The 19408-nt window shown below is 61.6% G+C and carries 13 protein-coding genes; 9 read left to right on the forward strand and 4 right to left on the reverse strand.

The window, feature by feature from the left end:
* Positions 1-20: 20 nt before the first annotated feature.
* The gene (locus ACS3QZ_RS02835) at positions 21-1727 is read left to right on the forward strand and encodes a LysM peptidoglycan-binding domain-containing protein (protein WP_456036475.1); all 1707 of its coding nucleotides are present in this window, start codon (positions 21-23) and stop codon (positions 1725-1727) included.
* A 76-nt stretch (positions 1728-1803) separates the two neighbouring features.
* Positions 1804-3630, forward strand: coding sequence for an ABCB family ABC transporter ATP-binding protein/permease (locus ACS3QZ_RS02840; protein WP_456036476.1), 1827 nt, complete (start codon positions 1804-1806; stop codon positions 3628-3630).
* Positions 3631-3642: 12 nt separating this feature from the next.
* On the opposite strand, the gene ACS3QZ_RS02845 is transcribed toward ACS3QZ_RS02840, so the two are convergent.
* Positions 3643-4866: a 4Fe-4S double cluster binding domain-containing protein gene (locus ACS3QZ_RS02845; protein WP_456036477.1), complete on the reverse strand. Its 1224-nt coding sequence runs from the start codon at positions 4864-4866 to the stop codon at positions 3643-3645.
* Positions 4867-4999: 133 nt separating this feature from the next.
* Here ACS3QZ_RS02845 and ACS3QZ_RS02850 point away from each other — a divergent pair, with 133 nt between their 5' ends.
* On the forward strand, positions 5000-5824 hold the full coding sequence (locus ACS3QZ_RS02850; RefSeq protein ID WP_456036478.1) for an efflux RND transporter periplasmic adaptor subunit: 825 nt from the start codon (positions 5000-5002) through the stop codon (positions 5822-5824).
* Between the two features lie 9 nt (positions 5825-5833).
* On the opposite strand, the gene ACS3QZ_RS02855 is transcribed toward ACS3QZ_RS02850, so the two are convergent.
* Together ACS3QZ_RS02855 and ACS3QZ_RS02860 are read right to left on the reverse strand one after the other, a co-directional pair.
* The gene (locus tag ACS3QZ_RS02855) at positions 5834-9586 is read right to left on the reverse strand and encodes an efflux RND transporter permease subunit (RefSeq protein WP_456036479.1); all 3753 of its coding nucleotides are present in this window, start codon (positions 9584-9586) and stop codon (positions 5834-5836) included.
* Complete coding sequence (locus ACS3QZ_RS02860; RefSeq protein WP_456036480.1) at positions 9586-10830, reverse strand: efflux RND transporter periplasmic adaptor subunit; 1245 nt, start codon at positions 10828-10830, stop codon at positions 9586-9588. Before ACS3QZ_RS02860 ends, ACS3QZ_RS02855 begins: the two co-directional genes overlap by 1 nt.
* A gap of 231 nt (positions 10831-11061) precedes the next feature.
* Between ACS3QZ_RS02860 and ACS3QZ_RS02865 the strand changes: the two genes are divergently transcribed.
* The 4 genes from ACS3QZ_RS02865 (at position 11062) to ACS3QZ_RS02880 (ending at position 15738) form a co-directional block, all read left to right on the forward strand.
* Entirely contained in the window at positions 11062-11742 is a 681-nt protein-coding gene (locus ACS3QZ_RS02865; protein WP_456036481.1) for a tetratricopeptide repeat protein, read from the forward strand.
* Between the two features lie 25 nt (positions 11743-11767).
* Positions 11768-13066: a PQQ-binding-like beta-propeller repeat protein gene (locus ACS3QZ_RS02870; protein ID WP_456036482.1), complete on the forward strand. Its 1299-nt coding sequence runs from the start codon at positions 11768-11770 to the stop codon at positions 13064-13066.
* A gap of 49 nt (positions 13067-13115) precedes the next feature.
* Positions 13116-14597: a ribosome biogenesis GTPase Der gene (gene der, locus ACS3QZ_RS02875; protein WP_456036483.1), complete on the forward strand. Its 1482-nt coding sequence runs from the start codon at positions 13116-13118 to the stop codon at positions 14595-14597.
* 154 nt (positions 14598-14751) lie between these two features.
* The gene (locus ACS3QZ_RS02880) at positions 14752-15738 is read left to right on the forward strand and encodes a fatty acid desaturase (RefSeq protein WP_456036484.1); all 987 of its coding nucleotides are present in this window, start codon (positions 14752-14754) and stop codon (positions 15736-15738) included.
* A gap of 181 nt (positions 15739-15919) precedes the next feature.
* Here ACS3QZ_RS02880 and serS read toward each other — a convergent pair whose 3' ends face one another.
* A complete protein-coding gene (serS, locus tag ACS3QZ_RS02885; RefSeq protein ID WP_456036485.1) occupies positions 15920-17212 on the reverse strand; it encodes a serine--tRNA ligase in 1293 nt (430 codons plus the stop codon).
* 225 nt (positions 17213-17437) lie between these two features.
* On the opposite strand from serS, the gene yajC reads away from it, so the two are divergent.
* Together yajC and secD are read left to right on the forward strand one after the other, a co-directional pair.
* Positions 17438-17722, forward strand: coding sequence for a preprotein translocase subunit YajC (gene yajC / locus ACS3QZ_RS02890; RefSeq protein WP_093093952.1), 285 nt, complete (start codon positions 17438-17440; stop codon positions 17720-17722).
* Between the two features lie 21 nt (positions 17723-17743).
* Entirely contained in the window at positions 17744-19405 is a 1662-nt protein-coding gene (gene secD, locus ACS3QZ_RS02895; RefSeq protein ID WP_456036486.1) for a protein translocase subunit SecD, read from the forward strand.
* The last annotated feature ends 3 nt before the right edge of the window (positions 19406-19408 follow it).

Genomic DNA, 19408 nt, shown 5'->3' on the forward strand with positions numbered 1-19408 from the left:
AATTCGGGGGATAATCGGCGATGAGCAAATTAGCATCTCTTCTGGGGGGAAATGCAGCCCTTGTGGGCGGTGGGGCCGTTGTGATTGGCGTGGCTCTGGTCGCCAGTGGCGTATTGAAGCAACCAGAGCCTGTGGAACCGACCAAGCCGGCGCCCGCCGTGGCCGTCGCGCCAAGTGCGCCGGAACCCAAGCCCGAACCGGAAGTCGCGCCGGAATCAAAGGCCGAAGCGCCCTCCGCGCCTGCGCCCGCAACTCCGACGGAAACGACCGAGGCCCCGTCGCCGCAGGAGAGCGCTCCCGCAGCAGAAGAGGCGACCGCAGAGGCCGAGACCACACCTGCCGAGGTGGATGAGGCAGCCGCGCCGATCCTGCCCGCCTTTGATGTGGTGCGCGTGGACGGCGAGGGCAACACCGTGATCGCCGGTCGTGCCGCGTCGGGGGCACTGATTGGCATTCTTCTGGATGGGGATGAGGTGGCGCAGGCTTCCGCGGACGAAGCGGGTAAATTCGCGAGCATCCTCCTGATCGAACCGAGCCCGCAACCACGTGTGCTAACCCTTGTTCAACGGCGCGAAGAAGGGGATCTCTTCTCGGACGCCAGCTTTATTATCGCGCCCGTGATCCCGACCCCCGCGGCTCCGACTGCGCCAGACGTGGACGAGACGCCCGTTGTTGTGGCCGAGGCAGAAGCGCCAGCGGCACCTGAGACGGCAGAAGCCGCCGAGGAAACGGCCCCGGAACAGGTGGCAGAAACCGACATGGTGCAGTCAGACGTCGAAGAAACTGCACCCAAACGCGCCCCTGCGGTGCTGGTGGCGGATGAGGGCGGCGTTCGGGTGGTGCAACCTGCCGCGCCCGAAACCGACGCACCCGAAGTGCTGCAGGCCGTGAGTATAGACGGGATCAGCTATTCCGAAACCGGAGACGTCGCGGTCTCGGGGCGGGGACAGGCAAACAAGTTTGTTCGCCTGTATCTTGATAACGATCTGGCCGACGAAGCTGCGATTTCGACGGCCGGACAGTGGCAGGTACTGCTGACCGATGTCGACCCCGGTCTGTATCAGATGCGGGTCGACGAAGTTGATGAGACCGGAAAAGTGATGTCGCGCGTCGAGATCCCGTTCCAGCGTGAGACACAGGAAAAAGTTCTGGCGGCCCTTGCGCCCAAGGCTGAGGCAGAACCGGAGGCAGAGACCGAGGCCCCCGCCGCGAATGAGAGCGGGGCGACCGAACCCGAGCAGACGGCGGAAGCTGTCACCGACCAACCTCAGGAAACAGCATCGACGCAAACTGCCAACGCCAAACCGGCGGACACGGCAGACGCAGAACCGCAGGAGACGGCGGAATCCGTCCCGGCGGCAACGCCGGATCCCGAACCGCGGCAAACCGCGGAAGCCGCCTCGACCCAAGCAGCGTCGGAAGAGGTGGCATCGAGCGACAGCACGGTCGTCGTAGCCGCAGAGGCGGAAACTTCGGGCGAAACGGTCCAAGCTGTTCCGACACCGACGCCAGCGCCCGCGCCGGAACAACCGGCCGAGCCTGAACCCGCCGCCCCAAGCGTCAAGCTTGTCACTGTTCAACCGGGCTTCACGCTCTGGGCGATTGCCACCGAACATTACGGAAGCGGCGTGCATTTCGTGCATGTTCACGAGGCCAACAAGGATCAAATCCGTGACCCTGACCTGATCTATCCGGGTCAGATTTTTGAAGTGCCTGTGCGGGACTGATTTGTTGTCTCGTGAAGGGTGGTAGTTTCCGGTTGCAGATATTAGGTCTTAGCGACCAGCAACCGGGAATGGCAGCATGACAAAGTGGCATACGGCCTCTGAAGAGGAACTTGCGCGCAACGAACAGCGATCTGGTTGGCGCACGATCCGCCGGGTTGCACCCTATCTCTGGCCCGAGGACCAGAACTGGGTCAAGATCCGCGTCGTACTGGCGCTGGTCGCGCTGCTGGCCTCCAAGTTGATCGCCGTGGGCACGCCGATGCTCTACAAGGCCGCCGTTGATGCTTTGGCGGGCGAGGGCGTGCCACCGCTCGCGCTTGGCGCCGTCGGGCTGACCGTGGCCTATGGTATGGCGCGTCTGATGACCAACGGGTTTCAGCAGTTGCGCGATGCGATCTTTGCCAAGGTGGCGCAGCGCGCGCTGCGCACGCTGGCGCTGCAGACTTTTGAACACATCCACCGCCTGTCGATGCGCTATCATATCACCCGCAAGACCGGCGGGCTGTCCCGCATCATCGAACGCGGCGTGAAGGGTGTCGAGTTCCTGTTGCGGTTCCTCTTGTTCTCGATTGGGCCGCTGGTGCTGGAACTTTTTCTGATCGCGGCCGTGCTCTTCTGGCTGTTCGATGTCTGGTATCTGGTCGTCGTCGCGGTAACGATCGCGGCCTATGTCTGGTTCACATTTAAGGTCACCGAATGGCGCGTCAAACTGCGCCGCGAGATGAACGATCAGGACACCGATGCCAACCAGAAGGCCATCGACAGCCTGCTGAACTTTGAAACGGTCAAGTATTTCGGCGCCGAAAAGCGCGAGGCCGCCCGCTATGACGCGGCCATGCAGGGCTATGAACGCGCTGCGCTCAAAACCTCCTATTCGCTGGCATTCCTGAATTTCGGCCAGTCCCTCCTGATCACTTCCGGCCTTGTCGGGGTCATGGTTCTGGCCGCGATTGGTGTACAGAACGGTACCCTGACCGTGGGTGATTTCGTCATGGTCAACGCCTACATGATCCAGATCACCATGCCCTTGAACTTCCTTGGCACGGTCTATCGCGAAATCCGTCAAAGCCTTGTGGACATGGGGGAAATGTTCGACCTTCTCGAACAACCCGCCGAGGTTTCGGACAAGCCCGATGCCAAGCCGCTGTCTGTGACCGAAGGGCGGATCGAACTGGATGCAGTCGATTTTGGCTATGAAGAAACACGTCCGATCCTGCATGGGGTCAGCCTCGAGGTGCCCGGCGGGCGGACCGTGGCCATTGTCGGCGCGTCGGGGTCCGGTAAGTCGACCATCGGACGGCTCTTGTTCCGCTTTTATGATGTCAACAACGGCGCGCTGCGCATTGACGGCCAGGACGTGCGCGACGTGACCCAGGAAAGCCTGCATGACGCCATTGGCGTCGTGCCTCAGGACACAGTGCTGTTCAACGACACCATCCGCTACAACATCGCCTATGGGCGCGACGGGGCCAGCCACTCCGAGATTGTCGAGGCGGCGCGCGCGGCCCAGATACACGACTTCATAGAAAGCCTGCCCGAAGGCTATGACACGATGGTGGGCGAACGGGGGCTGAAATTGTCAGGGGGCGAGAAACAGCGCGTCGGCATTGCCCGCACGCTTCTCAAGAACCCGCCGCTCCTGTTGCTGGACGAGGCCACATCCGCACTTGATACCGAGACCGAACAGGAGATCAAGGGCGCGCTGGCACGGGCCGGGCAGGGGCGCACGGTGATCACCATCGCGCACCGTCTGTCGACCATTGCCGAGGCGGACCAGATCATCGTTCTGGAGCAGGGCGTGATCAAGGAACGGGGCACCCATACCGAACTTCTGGACAAGGGCGGGCGCTATGCTCAGCTCTGGCAGCGGCAGGCATCAGATGATGACGCAGCAGCAGCCTAAGCCTTAGCGTGTTCAGCGCCTTTGGGCGCTGTCCCACCAATCCTTTGGCTTCAACCGCTTGGCCCGGTCTGACCGCGCATCCCACCAAAGCGCGAATTTGCGGAGCCGCGACAGAGCCACCCGCAACCAGAGCCGGTCCTGCCACGTGTCGAAATCGCGGTTGAACGGGCAGACCCGCATACAGATCGCACAGTCCGACTGCAGCTTGGCCCAATAGCCGAAACAGGCCTTGGCGTCCGAGGTCCACTTGCGCACGCCACGAATGGCCGAGACATCATCGGGCGGGCTTTCCCCGGGCGGCCCCAACGGCAGCGCCTTGGCGGGGCAGGCATCGGCGCAGGCGGTGCAGATGTCACAGAACCTGGCCACACCGGGGCGTTTGGGCGTGTCATGAGCCAGCGGCAGATTGGTGAAAATCTTGGAAAACCGAAGGCGCGGGCCGAACTCCGGTGTGATCACCATCTGGTTGCGGGCATATTCGCCCAACCCCGCCTTGACCGCATAGGGGATCACCAGCCCGGTGTCATTCATCGACGGCACCGCCTCATAGCCCAGATTGCGGATATAGGCGGCAAGCTGGATCACGATGGCGGCTTCATGGCTGTATTCCCGCCCCGTCGCGGCCCCCGCCAGCGCCGAAGGGTAGGTTGCGACCAGTTCCTTGTCCATCTGGTGTCCCAGAACAATGACGCTTGTCAGACCTTCGGGAAGCGTGTTCTCGGCCTCGGAGAAATCGCGCACATCCACCCGCGCCGAATAAAGCCAGCGCGGGTCCAACTCCGTCACCCCGGCCAGATCCGCACCAAAGAACCGCGCAATCCGCTTGATCTCGACGCTCATTGCGGCCGGATTGTCGATCTCTTCGCGCACCTCGGCCACGGGCGTGTCACAGCCGATCGGGGCTTGGAATCCTTCCCTTCGCCCTTCGGCGGCGCTGCGGTTCGAGATGATGTCCGAGATCAGCCAGCTTGCGTTGCGCAGGGCAAAGTCCTTTTGCCGGAAGCCATCCCCTTTGCGATAGCTGGCCTTCATCCGGTAACTCTCAAAGAACGCGTCGGTCTGCTTGCTGCGCACCTCCGGGTCCCAGAAGGCGCGGGTAAACAGGTCGTTGCGCTGCGAAAAGGGTTCGAAATTCTCGGTCGTTTCGATCCCGGCCTCGGCATCGCTTTTGCCATATCTGTCGCGCCAAGATTTGCGGTCGCTGTCGGTTGTACCAGAATTGGCGGGCCAGGGCATTTCACACTCCTTTTCTGAGAAAGGAGGGCGAAACTGTTGGTATTGTCAATGCTTTGGTCGGACAACAGGCTTGTCTGAAAGTGCGTCTCGCGGCAAGCTTGCGCCAACATGGGCGCAATCGGGGCGAATAACCGTGATCTCTAAACTGAAACGAATGACGGCCATAACTGCGCTTTGCACGGTCGTCCTGCCTGCAATGTTGCAGGCCGAGGAGAGGGTCGCCAGAGGCACCGGCTATGTCACACCCACGCGCAGCTGGGACATCGCACCCGTGATTGACGGGCAGATCGAAAAATTGCATTTCGTCGAAGGCGACATCGTGGCCAAGGGTGATCTGCTGGTGGAACTCGTGGACGACTTCCGGCGTTTGGAACTTGAGCGCGTTCAATCGCTTCTGGACATCCAACGGGCCGAGTTGCAGCAGCTTGAAGATGATCTGGAACGGATGCAGGAACTGCGCGAACGCGAAGCGGTTGCAGAGGCGAGCTATCTGGATGCCGAGTTTGCCGTCGAGGCCGCGAAGCTCTTGGTCAAGACCGCGGAAATTGATGTCAAACGCGCCGAAGCCGAGCTTGCGGCGACGCGATTGACGGCCCCGGCCAATGGTATCATTTCCGCGCCACGGCTCAACGAGCGGGCGAATTTCAATGTGGTCGAAAGCGGCTCCATCGCCACCGTCGCTCAGCTCGATCCGATCGATGTACGTGTGGCGGTCGATCTGGAGTGGGTTCTGCGCGAGCTGAAACGCGGGACCTATTCGGCCGAGGAGCTGCGGCGCATTCCCGTGGCCTTGTCGCTTCCCGATGGCACGCCCTATCAAGAAATGGGTCACCTCAGCGGCATCGGCAACGATATCAACCGGGAAACCGGCGAAGGCACCCTGATCATCGAATTCCCCAATCCCAAAGGCGTTCTACGTCCCGGTCTGCGCGTGGTTATCGCACGCGCAGACCGCTGAACACGGCGCTTATTCCGCCGCGCGCAAAGCGTCCGGCGCATTCGGTGACGGGGGGCTTTCACTTTCGCCCTCGGCGCTGTCATCGGCTTCAGGCGTCTTCTCCGGGGCAGGGATGTCGTCCCAGATGATGACAGGCCCTCTGAGCTTGCGCGCCGCACGACGCAGCGCCCAATCCTGACCTGCCTTGCTGGTGCGCCCAAACGACAGCCGCGCCAACAGCATCATCAACCAGTGGAAATAGGTGCTTGCCCAGACCCGCAGCGCCAGCATGGACGGGGTGAAGACCAGCGTCAGGACCGTCGCAATGCCAAGTCCGAACACCACCGCCGTAGCCAGCTGTTTCCACCAGAGCGAGGTGGGCGAGTCGATCGAATAACCGCCATTGATAAAGTCCAGCGACAGGCCGAACATCATCGGGGCGAGGCCCGCCATGGTGGTGATCGTGGTCAAAAGCACGGGGCGGATACGGCTTTGCGCGGTGCGCACGATCGCCTCGATCCGGGGCATGTACTGGCTGTATTCCTGATAGGTGTCGATCAGAACGATGTTGTTGTTCACCACGATCCCGGCAAGCGCCACGATCCCGGTTCCGGTCATGATGATCGAAAACGCCTGATCCATGACCAGCATCCCGATCAGAACCCCCGTCGTGGACAACACCACCGCCAAAAGCACCAGCACCGAGTTGTAGACACTGTTGAACTGCGCCAGCAGGATGATGAACATCAGCCCCAGCGCCCCGGCAAAGGCGGTTTGCAGGAAGGCCTGGCTTTCGGCCTCATCTTCCTGATCCCCGGTCCATTCATAGTCGATGCTGCGGGGGAACGGGTCGGTCTCAAGCCATTCGGTCAGGGTGGCGATCCGCTCGTTCGGGGTCAGTACCGTGGCTTTGAACCCCTTGGCGCGCCAGTCTTCCTGAAGCGCGGTGTCATTATTCCAGCTCTCGGCAGACAGTACCTCGCGTTCGCCGGTTTCGGCGTTGTGCAGCACCATCATGCCGCTTTCTATCCCGGCTTTGACGTCAAAGTAACGGGTCTGGTCCACGCGGTTGATCTCTGCCAGCTTTTCGACCGGTTCGCGGGTGATGAAGTTGGACAGGGGCACCAGCCCTTCGGTGGTGCGCACCTTGAGCGTATCGAGCGTGCTCAGCACCCGATCACTTTCGGGCAGGCGCACGCGGATCTCGATTTCCTCGTCCGAACTGTCGACTCGCATCGTGTCAAGTAGGATGCCGCGCGTCACGAGCTGCACCATTGCCCCCACGGTGCGCACATCCGCGCCATAGCGGCCGGCCTTGGCCACGTCCACGTTGATTTCCCAGTCGATGCCGGGCAGGGGGCGTGTGTCTTCGATCAGGGTCAGCCCCGGGGTGGCATCCATCTTTTCCCGCGCAATCGTGGCCGCGGCAAGCAGATCTTCCCAGTTGTCGCCCTTGACCCGCAGGTGCACGGGCTTGGCCGAGGCCGGGCCGCGCGACGCTTCGAGGATCTCGATCTGCACACCGGCAATCTTGTCAAGCTCGACTGTCAGCTCATCCAGAACCGTGTTCCCGTCCCAGCGTTCATCCTTGATGGCACGGGTCACAGTGTAGTTCAGGATCGGGATCGTGAACCACGGCTCATGCACGTCGGGGCGGTCTTCCCACGGGATTGTCTCAAGCTGGATCTGCCCGATCATGTCCTTGGGCGCCTGCGCACCGCCGGTGTTGGAATCAAGCCCCCCTTCGCCGGCAAAGGCAAAGGCCGTCTTCACACCGGGATGGGTCAGCACGACCTCTTCCGCCTGGCTGACAAGCCGGTCTTTCTGCTCCAGCGACAGGTTTCCGCGCGCCTTGACATAGACGATGGCCTGCTCGGGTTCGGATTCCACGAAGAACTCGACACCCTTGTTGTTTTCACCAAAGTAGCCGAACACCGCGATCACTACCGCAATCACCGCGCCAATGCTGACCAGAGGCATGATCGGGTTGCCCGCGATCAGCTTGATGAACCAGCCGAACGGGGTCAGGCGGAAACCCGCCTTGACCGTCTTGCGCTTGCGCTCGATACGCGCCGCATCCAGCGTGATCGACGCGGCAAAGGCCCCGGCCATGAACAGGATGAACCCAGGCAAGAAGGCCATCAGCCCACCCTGGGGCGCCGCGTCACCAAGCAGGTAGGCGGGGTTCAGGGTCTGCATGGCACCGACAAAGATCAGGTACAGAGACGGCGGCACAAGCAACGCGCGCAGCCAATAGGGCGTACGAGCACGCAGCCCTTCGGAGGCGCGGTGGAACAGGCGGCTGAGCCGCCCCGACACACCACCCATTACCGGCAGGTAGATCAGCGCGACAACCAGCGAGGCCGACAGCACAAAGATCAGCGTGACCGGCAGCATGCCCATGAACTCGCCCGGCACACCCGGCCAGAACAGCATCGGCAGAAAGGCACAAAGCGTCGTCGCGGTCGACGAGACGATCGGCCAGAACATGCGCTTTGCGGCCTCGACATAGGCGTGCATCGGGCCGATGCCCTCGTTGATGCGCTTGTCGGCATATTCGACAACCACGATGGCGCCGTCGACAAGCATCCCCACGGCAAGGATCAGACCGAACATCACGATGTTCGAAATCGTCACTTCCATCATCGCCAGAAGCGCAAAACACAACAGGAACGAGGTCGGGATCGCAAAGCCCACCAACAGCGCCGCACGTGTGCCAAGCGCGGCCAGCACCACGATCATCACCAGCGCAATCGCGGTCAGAACCGAACCCTCAAGCTGGCTCACCATCGAGCCGACAACGCGGCTCTGGTCGTTCGAGGTTCCCACCTCTACGGCAGCGCGCAGCTCATCCGGCCAGTCGGCCTCTTCGGCCGCGACCACTTCCTTGACCAGTTGCGCCGTGTCGATCAGGTTGAACCCCTTGCGTTTGACCACCTGCAGGGCAACCGTGTTTTCACCGTTGAACCGCGCGGTTCCGGCGCGGTCTTCGAAGGTGAGGTTGATCTCGGCCAGATCGCCCAGCGTGACAACCCGGTCGCCATTGGTCTTGACCGGAAGGTCGTAGATGTCGCGCGGCTTGTCAAAGCTCGACGGGATCTTGACCGCGAATGAGCCTTGTGCCGAGTCTACCTCGCCTGCCGCGATCAGCTGGTTGTTGTTGACCACGACATTGATCAGCTCGGTTGCCGTAACGTTGTAGCTTTCAAGGCGCAGCGGGTCGATCACCACTTCGACCATCTCGTCCCGATTGCCCGCGATCCCGGCTTCCAGCACCGCGTCCAGCGATTCCAGCTTGTCCTGCAGGGACTTGGCGATGCGGAACATGGTGCGTTCCGGCACGTCGCCAGTCAGGTTGACGATGATGATCGGAAATTCGGAAAAATTGATCTCGTTAATCGAGTATTTCTCGAACCCGTCCGGGAACTTGCCCTCGGCGGTGTTCATCGCCTCGCGTACGTCCGCCATCACGCGGGATTTGTCCCAGCCGAATTCGAATTCGAGAAAGATCCCGGCATAGCCCTCTGCCGCCGTGGCCGACATCTTTTTCAGCCCGTCAATGTCCGAAAGCTCGGTCTCCATCGGTTTGACCAGCATGGTTTCGGAATCATTGGCCGAGATGCCGGGGAAGGGGACCGATACGAAGAGGCCCGGGATCTGGATGTCCGGCTCGCCTTCCTTGGGCAGGCCCCAATAGGCATATCCCCCCACCGCAAGCGATAGGAGGATAAAGGCCATGACCATGCGGGCCCGGCTGGCGGCCCAGTCGACGATACCGATCATCAGGCGGGCTCCTCGAACACCGGAAGGACACGCACGCCTTCCTCGACATATTCCTGACCGATGATGATGATGTCGGCCTCATCCGGCAGGCCCTCGACCCAGACGCCCTCGGGCGCATCACGCAGCAGGGTGACGGCATTGAAGGCCACGATATTCTCGGCCCCCACAAGGCGTACCCCCAGCGTGCCATGATCGTTCAGCGTAAGGGCGGATTGCGGAATGCGGTGGGCATTCGCGCCGTCCGAGGCAATCAGGATTTCCGCCGTCTGACCGTCCCGGATGTTGAGATCGGGGTTGGGTACATCCACCTCGACCCGGAAGGTCCGGGTCAGAGGATCGGCCGAGCGCGACAGGAATGTCACCTGTCCGGCGACTTGCTGACCCGTGGTCAGCCGCGCCCCGGCCAGTGCGCCAAGCTTGACGCGGTTGACCTCGGTTTCCGGCACGAAGCCCACGACCTTGATCGGGTCCAGACGGATCACCGTGGCACAGACGCTGCCCGCCTGCATCAGGCTGCCGAGTTCCGCGGTATCGGATTCCAGCAGGCCGTCAAAGGGGGCGGTGATCGACAGACGTTCCATCTCGCGTTGCGCCGTAGCCACCAGCGCCTGTGCGGATTCGATCCCCGCCAACGTTGATTCAAGGTTTGCCTTGGCCGATTGCACTGCCGCCTCTGCGGACCGCACCGCGGCGCGGGCCGAGGCCACGCGGGTTTCAGAGGCATAGCCGCCTTCGGAGAGCTTGCGCGCTGCGTTGTCGTTGATCAGCGCTTCCTCAAGCCGGGCGCTCGCCTCGATCTGGGCAGCCTGTGCCGATGGAACGCGCGCATTGGCTTCCGCCAACCGCGCTTTTGCTTCGGCCAGAACGGCCTCTCGCGTGCCTATGTCCAAACGGCACAGCTCTTGACCTTCCTTGACATGCGCGCCTCGGCGCAATGGGTTAGACACGATCTGGGCCGATGTTTCGGCCCGCATCTCAACCTGTCGGTCGGCCTCGGTCTGGCCGCGCAGCACAACGGCGCTGTCGATCATCTGTGCCTTGGAATGAATGGCCACGACGCGCACGACATTCTCCTGTGCCGCCAACGTGGCCGGATCTGCGCCGGTATCGCCATCCTGCGTGGTGGTGGCGGCATCCTTGGTGCCCCCGCCTGAAGCAAAGGCAAGCAGGTGGTCTCTTTCGACCACAATCAAAAAGAGGAAAACTGTCACGAGGATTGCGGTCAAAGCCGGAATCAAGCGCATGATGTACGTCCTTGCAAATTTCGCGCGTGTTGGGCTGACATATTGGCGTGCCAGACGGAAGAAACAAGCGCCCAGGGCCAATTTCTGAACCGATCTGTTCAGTTTATGGCCCTCGCCCCTTGTCTGCAAGTCAACTTGTCGCGTCTTTGCCACACTCCGGGGCAGGCCCGCGATGACTTGGCAGTCCCGGAACAACGCGATAAGAGGGGGCAAATCAAAGGGAGAGCGGGCGTGAGCGATACCGACAGTTTCATCGAGGAAGTCACCGAAGAGGTCCGCCGCGACCGGCTTTTTGCGATGATCCGCCGTTATGGCTGGATCGCGGTTGTGGTGATCGTTCTGATCGTAGGGGCCGCGGCCTGGAACGAATGGAACAAGGCCCAGGCCCGCGCCGCCGCCGAGGCGACAGGGGATGCGCTCCTTGCCGCGATCGAGGCCAATGACGACGCCGCCCGCATCGCTGCACTGAAAGAGGCCGATATCGCCTCGCCCCAGGCGCAGATCATTGCCGACTTCCTGCTGGCAACCCACCAAATCACCGACGGAGATTCCGCCGGCGCGGCTGCCACGCTGGACGGGATCGCCAGCGCCGGTGGCGATGTGCCCGAAATCTATCGCCAGATCGCCGCCTTCAAGGCGATCCTCGCACGTGGGTCCGACATGCCGATGGCCGACCGCCGCATTGCGCTCGAAGCAATGGCCGCCCCTGGCATGCCGCTGGCCCTTCTGGCACAGGAACAACTGGCCATGGCCGATATCGAGGAAGGCAAATCAGATGAGGCGATTTCACGCCTGAATGCCATTATCGCTGACGCGAACGTGTCTGCGGGCTTGCGTCAGCGCGCATCTCAGTTGATTGTGTCACTGGGCGGTACGCTTGCCGGTACAACAGGCGCGGCTGCCGACCAATAGAACAAGTCTGGTGGGGGCCGGAGCGGTGAATAGCAAGATCTTGATCATGGCGACGGTCGGCATGGCCGTTCTGACAGCCTGTTCGGAACCCGAGCGCATTCTTCCCGGTGAACGTGAAGACCTGCGCCCGGCAGAAGAAGAAATCCAGAACGCTTCCCCCGCGATCAGCCTGCCGAAACAGACGCGCAATGCCAGCTGGACCCACCGGATTGGCACCCCGAAATATCGCGTGGCCCACGCCGCCCTGTCGCCCACGCCAGTGTTGGCGTGGTCGGCACCCATCGGCAAAGGCGAATCCCGCAAGACCCGCATCACGGCCGATCCGGTTGTCGGCGACGGGCGCATCTACACGGTCGATTCCGAATCGACGCTCACCGCGACTTCTCTGAACGGCCAAACGCTCTGGACACGCGACCTCGCCACCGCGCGCGACAAGCCAGGCGAAGCCTCGACCGGCGGTATCGCCTTTGAAGGGGGCAAGCTGTTCGTGACCACCGGGTTCGGCAGCCTGCGCGCCTTTGATGCCCGCACCGGCAACGATCTCTGGGAGCAGCGGTTCGAGGCCGTGGGTAGCGGCACCCCGACCGTTTATGGTGACCTCGTTTATGCCGTGTCCGGCGATTCCACTGGTTGGGCCATCAACAAGAATACCGGCAAGGTCGAATGGCAGTTGCTGTCGCTCCCGGATGTACAGAACGTCCAGAGCCCTTCGGCCCCGGCCATCAACGACCGGCTTGCGATCTTTGCCTACGGATCGGGTGAAGTGCAGGCGGCTTTCCGCCGTGGCGGCGTCGGGCGCTGGAATGTCAGCATCTCGGGACAGCGTGCGGGCCGCGCCATCAATACCGTCGGCGATCTCTCGGGCGACCCCGTGATTGTGGGCAACACGGTTTATGTGTCCAACCACTCCGGGCGGCTTGTCGCGTTGGACGTGGATACCGGCAACCGCCTGTGGACGGCGAGCGAAGGCGCGCTCAGCCCGGTCTTCCCGGCGGGCGGGTCGCTCTTCCTTGTCAGCGAACGCAATACGCTGGTGCGGATCAACGCATCGGATGGCACCGTGATCTGGTCCCAGGACCTGCCGCTGTTCGTCAAGGAAAAGCCCAAGAAACAGTCGCGCATCTTCGCCCATTACGGGCCGGTGCTTGCGGGGGGACGTCTGGCCGTCGCGTCATCTGATGGCCTGCTGCGGATGTTTGACCCGAAATCCGGCGCTTTGCTCTACAGCACCGAGATTCCCGGAGGCGCCACCACCAACCCGGTGGTCGCGGGTGGTGTTCTTTATGTCGTCGGTAGCAAGGGCGAATTGCACGCTTTCCGTTGACGCACAAATGCTGTAACGAAGCGTCTTCGAGCGTTTCGGAGTTTCGGACATGAGTTTCACACTCGCCATCGTGGGGCGGCCCAATGTGGGCAAATCCACCCTGTTCAACCGCCTTGTCGGCAAAAAACTGGCGTTGGTCGACGACCAGCCCGGCGTCACGCGCGACCTGCGCGAGGGCGAGGCGCGTCTGGGCGACCTGAAATTCACCGTGATCGACACCGCTGGACTCGAAGATGCCAACGATGACAGCCTTCAGGGCCGCATGCGGCGCCTGACAGAACGCGCCGTGGACATGGCCGATATCTGCCTTTTCATGATCGACGCCCGCGCCGGGGTGACACCGACCGACATGATATTTGCCGAGATCCTGCGCAAAAGGTCGGCCCACGTGATCCTTGCCGCCAACAAGGGCGAAGGCGCGGCAGCAGATGCCGGCGTGATCGAAGCTTGGTCGCTGGGGCTGGGAGAACCGATCCGCCTGTCCGCCGAACATGGTGAAGGTCTGAACGACCTTTACACCCAGCTTATGCCCTTGGCCGATGAGTTTGCAAAACGCGCCGAAAGCCACGCGCCAGAGGTCGAAGTGGATATCGACCTCGACGAGGAGGACGAGGACGAAGACAATTTCGAAGCGCGCCCCTCGCTCAGCATCAGCCCCAACAAACCGATGCAGATTGCCGTCGTGGGCCGCCCGAATGCCGGGAAGTCCACCCTGATCAACAAGATCATCGGCGAGGATCGTCTTTTGACCGGGCCCGAGGCCGGGATCACCCGCGATGCGATCTCGCTGCGCACCGACTGGTCCGGCACCCCAGTGCGGATTTTCGATACGGCGGGTATGCGCAAGAAGGCCAAGGTTCAGGACAAGCTGGAAAAGCTGTCGGTCTCGGACGGGTTGCGCGCGGTCAAGTTCGCCGAGGTCGTGGTGGTGCTTCTGGACGCGGCCATTCCCTTCGAACAACAGGACCTACGCATTGCCGACCTCGCCGAACGCGAGGGCCGCGCCGTCGTGGTGGCCGTGAACAAGTGGGACATCGAGGACGAAAAACAGCAGAAACTCAAAGACTTGAAGGAGGCCTTTGAACGCCTTCTGCCCCAGCTGCGCGGTGCGCCACTGATCACCGTTTCAGCCAAGACGGGCCGGGGGCTTGAGCGGCTGCACGATGCGATCCTGCGCGCCTATGACGTGTGGAACCGTCGCGTCTCCACCGCCCAGCTCAACCGCTGGCTCGCGGGCATGCTTGAACAGCACCCGCCGCCCGCACCGCAGGGCAAGCGCATCAAGCTGCGCTACATGACCCAGGCCAAGACCCGCCCGCCGGGCTTCGTCGTGATGTGCTCACACCCCGACAAGATGCCCGACAGCTACTCACGCTATCTCGTGAACGGCTTGCGCGAGGATTTCGAAATGCCCGGCACGCCAATCCGGCTCACCATGCGGGGGCAGGGTGACAAGAACCCTTACAAGGGGCGCAAGAAGTCGACCCCCAGCCGCTTGCGCAAGCATCTCAAAGGGCGCAGCGCCGACTAAAACAGGCTTTCGCGCCGCCGGGGTTTGGCAAGCGCCGGTTTGACGTTATATTCTGCAGCGAGGCGTGATCCTGTCACGCTTCGGTTTCGTATTTGTTTGATAGGCCTGCAGGATTGGCGGGCCAGCGAGAATTGACGTATCCGGGGGCAGGGCGATGGAAATTCGCGAACGATTGAAGCCATTTACCGTGAAGGACGACCGTATCGGAGCGCTTGCGTTTTTTCCGACATTTGTCGTTTATTTCGCCTCGCTCTACCTTGCGATCACGCATGTCGACTCCTGGTTCATCCTGATCCCGATGATGCTGATCAATGGCGCCTCTGCGGTGCGTCTTTATGTTTTGCAGCATGATTGCGGTCACGCCTCCCTGTTCAAGTCGCGCAGGAATAACGATTGGGCCGGCGAGGCGCTCTCGCTCCTGACCTTCGCGCCCTACGCCGCCATGCGCCACAATCACAACCTGCATCACGCGCATTTGGGTAATCTCGAAGCGCGTGAAACCGGGGAAATCCACACCATGACCTTGCGGGAATGGAACGCCGCCGGGTTCTGGGAACGGTTGCAATACCGGCTTTACCGCAACCCTTTCATCCTGATCCCGGCAGGCAGCCTGTTTACCTATTTCATCCGCTACCGCTGGCCCAAGAACGCCGGAGAGATGGCGACAAGCGTGATCCTGCATAACATTGCCATTGCATTGTACATGCTTGGTATCTATGCGCTTTTTGGGTGGGTCGGCGTGCTCATCTGGTTCCTGTCTTCGTTTCTCGGCGGCATGCTTGGTGTGTTCATGGTCTATCTTCAGCACAACTTCGAAGACACTTACTGGGACCGCAAACCGGATCTTGATCCGCGCATTGCCGCGCTTCAGGGCTCATCCGCCTTGGATCTCGGCCATTGGATGGACATCATCTCGGCCAATATCGCCTATCATGACATCCACCATTTCAATGCACGCATCCCGCATTACAACCTGCGCAAATGCCACCAGATGATCCGCGAGGAATACGACCTTCCGACGATCAAGTGGCCCGAGGCGCTGCGGTCATTTTCCTTGAAGTTGTGGGATGAGGATCAGCAACGGTTGGTCCCGTTTCCAAAGGCCCAGGTTGGCGGGGCAACAGCCACGCCCGTCGCGTGAGGCAAGGTGGCAAGGGGGCGCTGCCCCCTCGTTTGAAAATGTAGGCATTTCCAAACTTCACCCCCGGAGTATTTCCGGCAAAATGAAGGGGGCAGGTCTGCTCTTCATTTTGCCAAAAATACTCAAGAAATAGGCCGCCCCCAGCGGAACGGTCTGGTGTTTTTGGACGCTGGCGCCTGGCTCAGGTCAATCTACCCTCTGGGCTTAGCGTGGTCTTGCCGCCAAGGTAAGGGGCGAGAACGTCCGGCAGGACGACCGAGCCGTCCGCCTGCTGACCGTTTTCCAACACCGCGATCAGGCAGCGCCCCACGGCGAGGCCCGAACCGTTCAGCGTGTGCACGAATTCCGGCTTGCCGCCGGCGGCCGGTTTGAAGCGGGCATTCATGCGCCGTGCCTGGAAATCGCCGCAGACCGACACCGAGCTGATTTCGCGATACTTGCCCTGACCGGGCAACCAGACCTCGATGTCATGCGTGCGCTGTGCGCCAAAACCCATGTCCCCGGTGCAGAGCACCACGGTGCGATAGGGCAGGCCAAGTTTCTCAAGGATGCCTTGCGCGCAGCCGGTCATGCGGTCAAGTTCTTCGCGCGAATTCTCAGGGTGCGTGACCGAGACCATCTCGACCTTTTCGAACTGGTGCTGGCGCAACATGCCCGAGGTGTCGCGGCCCGCGCTGCCCGCTTCGGAGCGGAAGCACTGGGTATGGGCGACATAGCGGCGCGGCAGGTAGTTTTCCTCGACCGTGACACCGTTGACGATATTGGTCAGCGTCACCTCAGCGGTTGGTACCAGCCACCAGCCATTGGTGGTTTCATAACTGTCTTCACCGAATTTCGGCAATTGCCCGGTGCCATACATCATCTCGGGCTTCACCAGCACCGGCGTCCACGTTTCGGTCAGGCCGTTTTCATCGACATGGGTGTTGATCATGAACTGTGCCAGCGCGCGATGGATGCGCGCCACGGCACCCGACAGCACGACAAAACGCGCGCCCGACAGCTTGGCGGCGGTTTCAAAATCCATGCCGGGTTTTACGCCAGCCAGCTCGTAATGCTCGACCGCGTCGAAATCGAACTCGCGCGGGGTGCCCCAGCGGTGGATTTCCACGTTGTCCTCTTCGTCCGCGCCTTCGGGCGTGTCGGCAAAGGGCAGGTTGGGGATGCCCATGAGCATGTCGGTCAGCTGCTGATCGAGCGCCTTGGCCTCGGCCTGCATCGCCGCGACCTCGGCCTTTTTCTCGCCCACCAGTGCCCGCAGACGCTCGAACTCGGCCTCGTTGCCGCTTGCCTTGGCGGCGCCCACTTCCTTGGCGGCTTTCTTCTGTTCGGACTGCGCGGTCTCGGCGGCGGCAATCTTAGCGCGGCGCTCTTCGTCCAGCGCGAGGATGGACGACGAGACGGCCTCTGTCCCACGGCGGGTCAGGGCGGCGTCGAAAGCGGCCGGGTTCTCGCGGATCGCTTTAATGTCATGCATCTCATCTGTCCTTCATGCATTGGGGGGCGGTGGGTGATTCACTTCGATGGGCAGCTTATGACGGATTTTTTGACGGATCGTAAGCACCGGAAAGCGCCATTCCCGCTCGGGTGTTGCATGGCGGGCATTTCCGGCTCTTTTCCCGCCTTGCCATTGGCGTGAATGCCCCATAGGTTCCCTGCGACTTTCGCGGGGGGTTCCCCGCCAACACAAAGGACATCCAAAATGGAAGCATTTGGCCAGTTTCTGCCCCTCATCCTGATCTTCGGGATCATGTATTTCCTGCTTATCCGCCCACAGCAGAAGAAAGTGAAAGAACATCAGGCGATGGTCGAGGCGCTGCGTCGCGGCGATCAGGTTGTCACCCAGGGTGGCGTGATCGGCAAGGTCGTCAAGGTCAAGGATGATGGCGAAATCGAGGTCGAGATTTCCGAAGGCGTCAAGGTGCGCGTGGTCAAGGCCACCATTGCACAGGTGCTGAGCAAGACCGAACCGGCTGCAAACAGCTAAGTCAACGACAGGGCCGCGATCATGCTGCAAATCGACCTTTGGAAACGGATATTCATCTGGTCCGTCTGTGCGTTGGGGCTGCTTCTGGCGATGCCCAACGCGTTTTATCAGAGGGTCGAGGCGCGCAATGACGCTGTCGCGGCCATCGAGCTGGGCCATGGCGGCAACGGACTTGAGGAACAGGCGGCAATGTGGCCGTCTTTCCTGCCGTCTTCGCTGGTCAATCTAGGGCTGGATTTGCGCGGCGGCGCGCATCTGTTGGCCGAGGTGCAGGTTGCGGATGTGTATGAAACCCGCGTCAAGACCATGTGGCCGGAAATCCGCGATATGCTGCGTGAGGAGCGTGCAACGATCGGCACGATCCGCCTGCAACCGTCCGAGAACGACCAGCTGCGCGTCAAGATTTCCAAGCCCGAGGAAATTCAGCGCGCCGCCTCTCTGGTGCGTGGCCTTGCGCGACCTGTGACCTCGCTCACCGGGGCGGGGCAATCCGATATCGTGGTCTCTACCGAAGGTGACGTGGTCGTGGTCGAACTCTCTGAGGCCGAGAAACTGGCCACGGACGAGCGCACCGTGCAACAGGCGCTGGAAATCATTCGTCGCCGGATCGACGAGGTCGGCACACGCGAGCCGACGATCCAGCGTCAGGGTGCGGATCGCATCCTGATTCAGGTGCCGGGCATCGGCTCGGCGGCGGAACTCAAGGACATTATCGGCACCACGGCGCAGCTGACTTTTCACCCGGTTGTCAGCCGTTCGACGACTGCAGACACCAACCCCGGGGCCGGAAACGATCTTTTCCCGTCGCTGGACGAAGAGGGCGTATATTACGTGGTCGAAAGCGCACCGGTTGTGACCGGCGAAGAGCTGGTCGATGCCCAGCCCGCGTTCGACCAGAACGGCTCTCCGGCTGTGTCTTTCCGTTTCAATCCGACGGGCGCGCGCAAGTTCGGGAATTACACGGCGGAAAACATCGGGTCACCCTTTGCCATCGTGCTGGACGGCGAAGTCGTGAGTGCGCCGGTCATCCAGGCGCATATCTCGGGCGGGTCCGGCATCATCACCGGGCGTTTCTCGGTCGAGGAATTGACCAACCTTGCCGTGTTGCTGCGCGCCGGGGCGCTGCCTGCGGGGCTGGAATTCCTCGAAGAACGCACCATCGGCCCGGAACTGGGGCAGGACAGCATCGAAGCGGGCCGTATCGCCTGTATCGTGGCTTTTGCCGCAGTGCTGGTCTTCATGTTCCTCAGCTATGGCACTTTTGGCGTATTCGCCAATATTGCCCTGATCCTGAACGTGGGCCTTATCTTTGGTTTGCTGTCGCTCATCGGGGCCACATTGACCCTGCCGGGGATTGCGGGGATCGTGCTCACCATCGGTATGGCGGTGGACGCCAACGTGCTGGTGTTCGAGCGTATCCGGGAAGAGCTCAAATCCGCCAAGGGTCCGGCCCGCGCCATCGAGCTTGGCTATGAAAAGGCGCTTTCCGCGATCCTGGACGCCAACATCACAACCTTCATCACCGCCGTGATCCTGTTTGCCGTGGGCTCCGGCCCGGTACGCGGCTTTGCCATCACGCTGGGGCTGGGCATTCTGACTTCGGTCTTCACCGCGATCTACGTGACGCGGCTGATGATCGTGATGTGGTTCGAACGCCGCCGTCCCAAGACAATCGAGGTATAAGCC

It is taken from the genome of Shimia sp. W99 (assembly GCF_053851455.3).

Excerpts from the sequence above, each read along its gene's own strand:
- secD (WP_456036486.1), top strand. The coding sequence starts at position 17,744 with ATGCTGCAAATCGACCTTTGGAAACGGATATTCATCTGGTCCGTCTGT.
- yajC (WP_093093952.1), top strand. The coding sequence starts at position 17,438 with ATGGAAGCATTTGGCCAGTTTCTGCCCCTCATCCTGATCTTCGGGATC.
- der (WP_456036483.1), top strand. The coding sequence starts at position 13,116 with ATGAGTTTCACACTCGCCATCGTGGGGCGGCCCAATGTGGGCAAATCC.
- ACS3QZ_RS02840 (WP_456036476.1), top strand. The coding sequence starts at position 1,804 with ATGACAAAGTGGCATACGGCCTCTGAAGAGGAACTTGCGCGCAACGAA.
- ACS3QZ_RS02860 (WP_456036480.1), bottom strand. The coding sequence starts at position 10,830 with ATGCGCTTGATTCCGGCTTTGACCGCAATCCTCGTGACAGTTTTCCTC.
- ACS3QZ_RS02855 (WP_456036479.1), bottom strand. The coding sequence starts at position 9,586 with ATGATCGGTATCGTCGACTGGGCCGCCAGCCGGGCCCGCATGGTCATG.
- ACS3QZ_RS02880 (WP_456036484.1), top strand. The coding sequence starts at position 14,752 with ATGGAAATTCGCGAACGATTGAAGCCATTTACCGTGAAGGACGACCGT.
- ACS3QZ_RS02835 (WP_456036475.1), top strand. The coding sequence starts at position 21 with ATGAGCAAATTAGCATCTCTTCTGGGGGGAAATGCAGCCCTTGTGGGC.
- serS (WP_456036485.1), bottom strand. The coding sequence starts at position 17,212 with ATGCATGACATTAAAGCGATCCGCGAGAACCCGGCCGCTTTCGACGCC.
- ACS3QZ_RS02845 (WP_456036477.1), bottom strand. The coding sequence starts at position 4,866 with ATGCCCTGGCCCGCCAATTCTGGTACAACCGACAGCGACCGCAAATCT.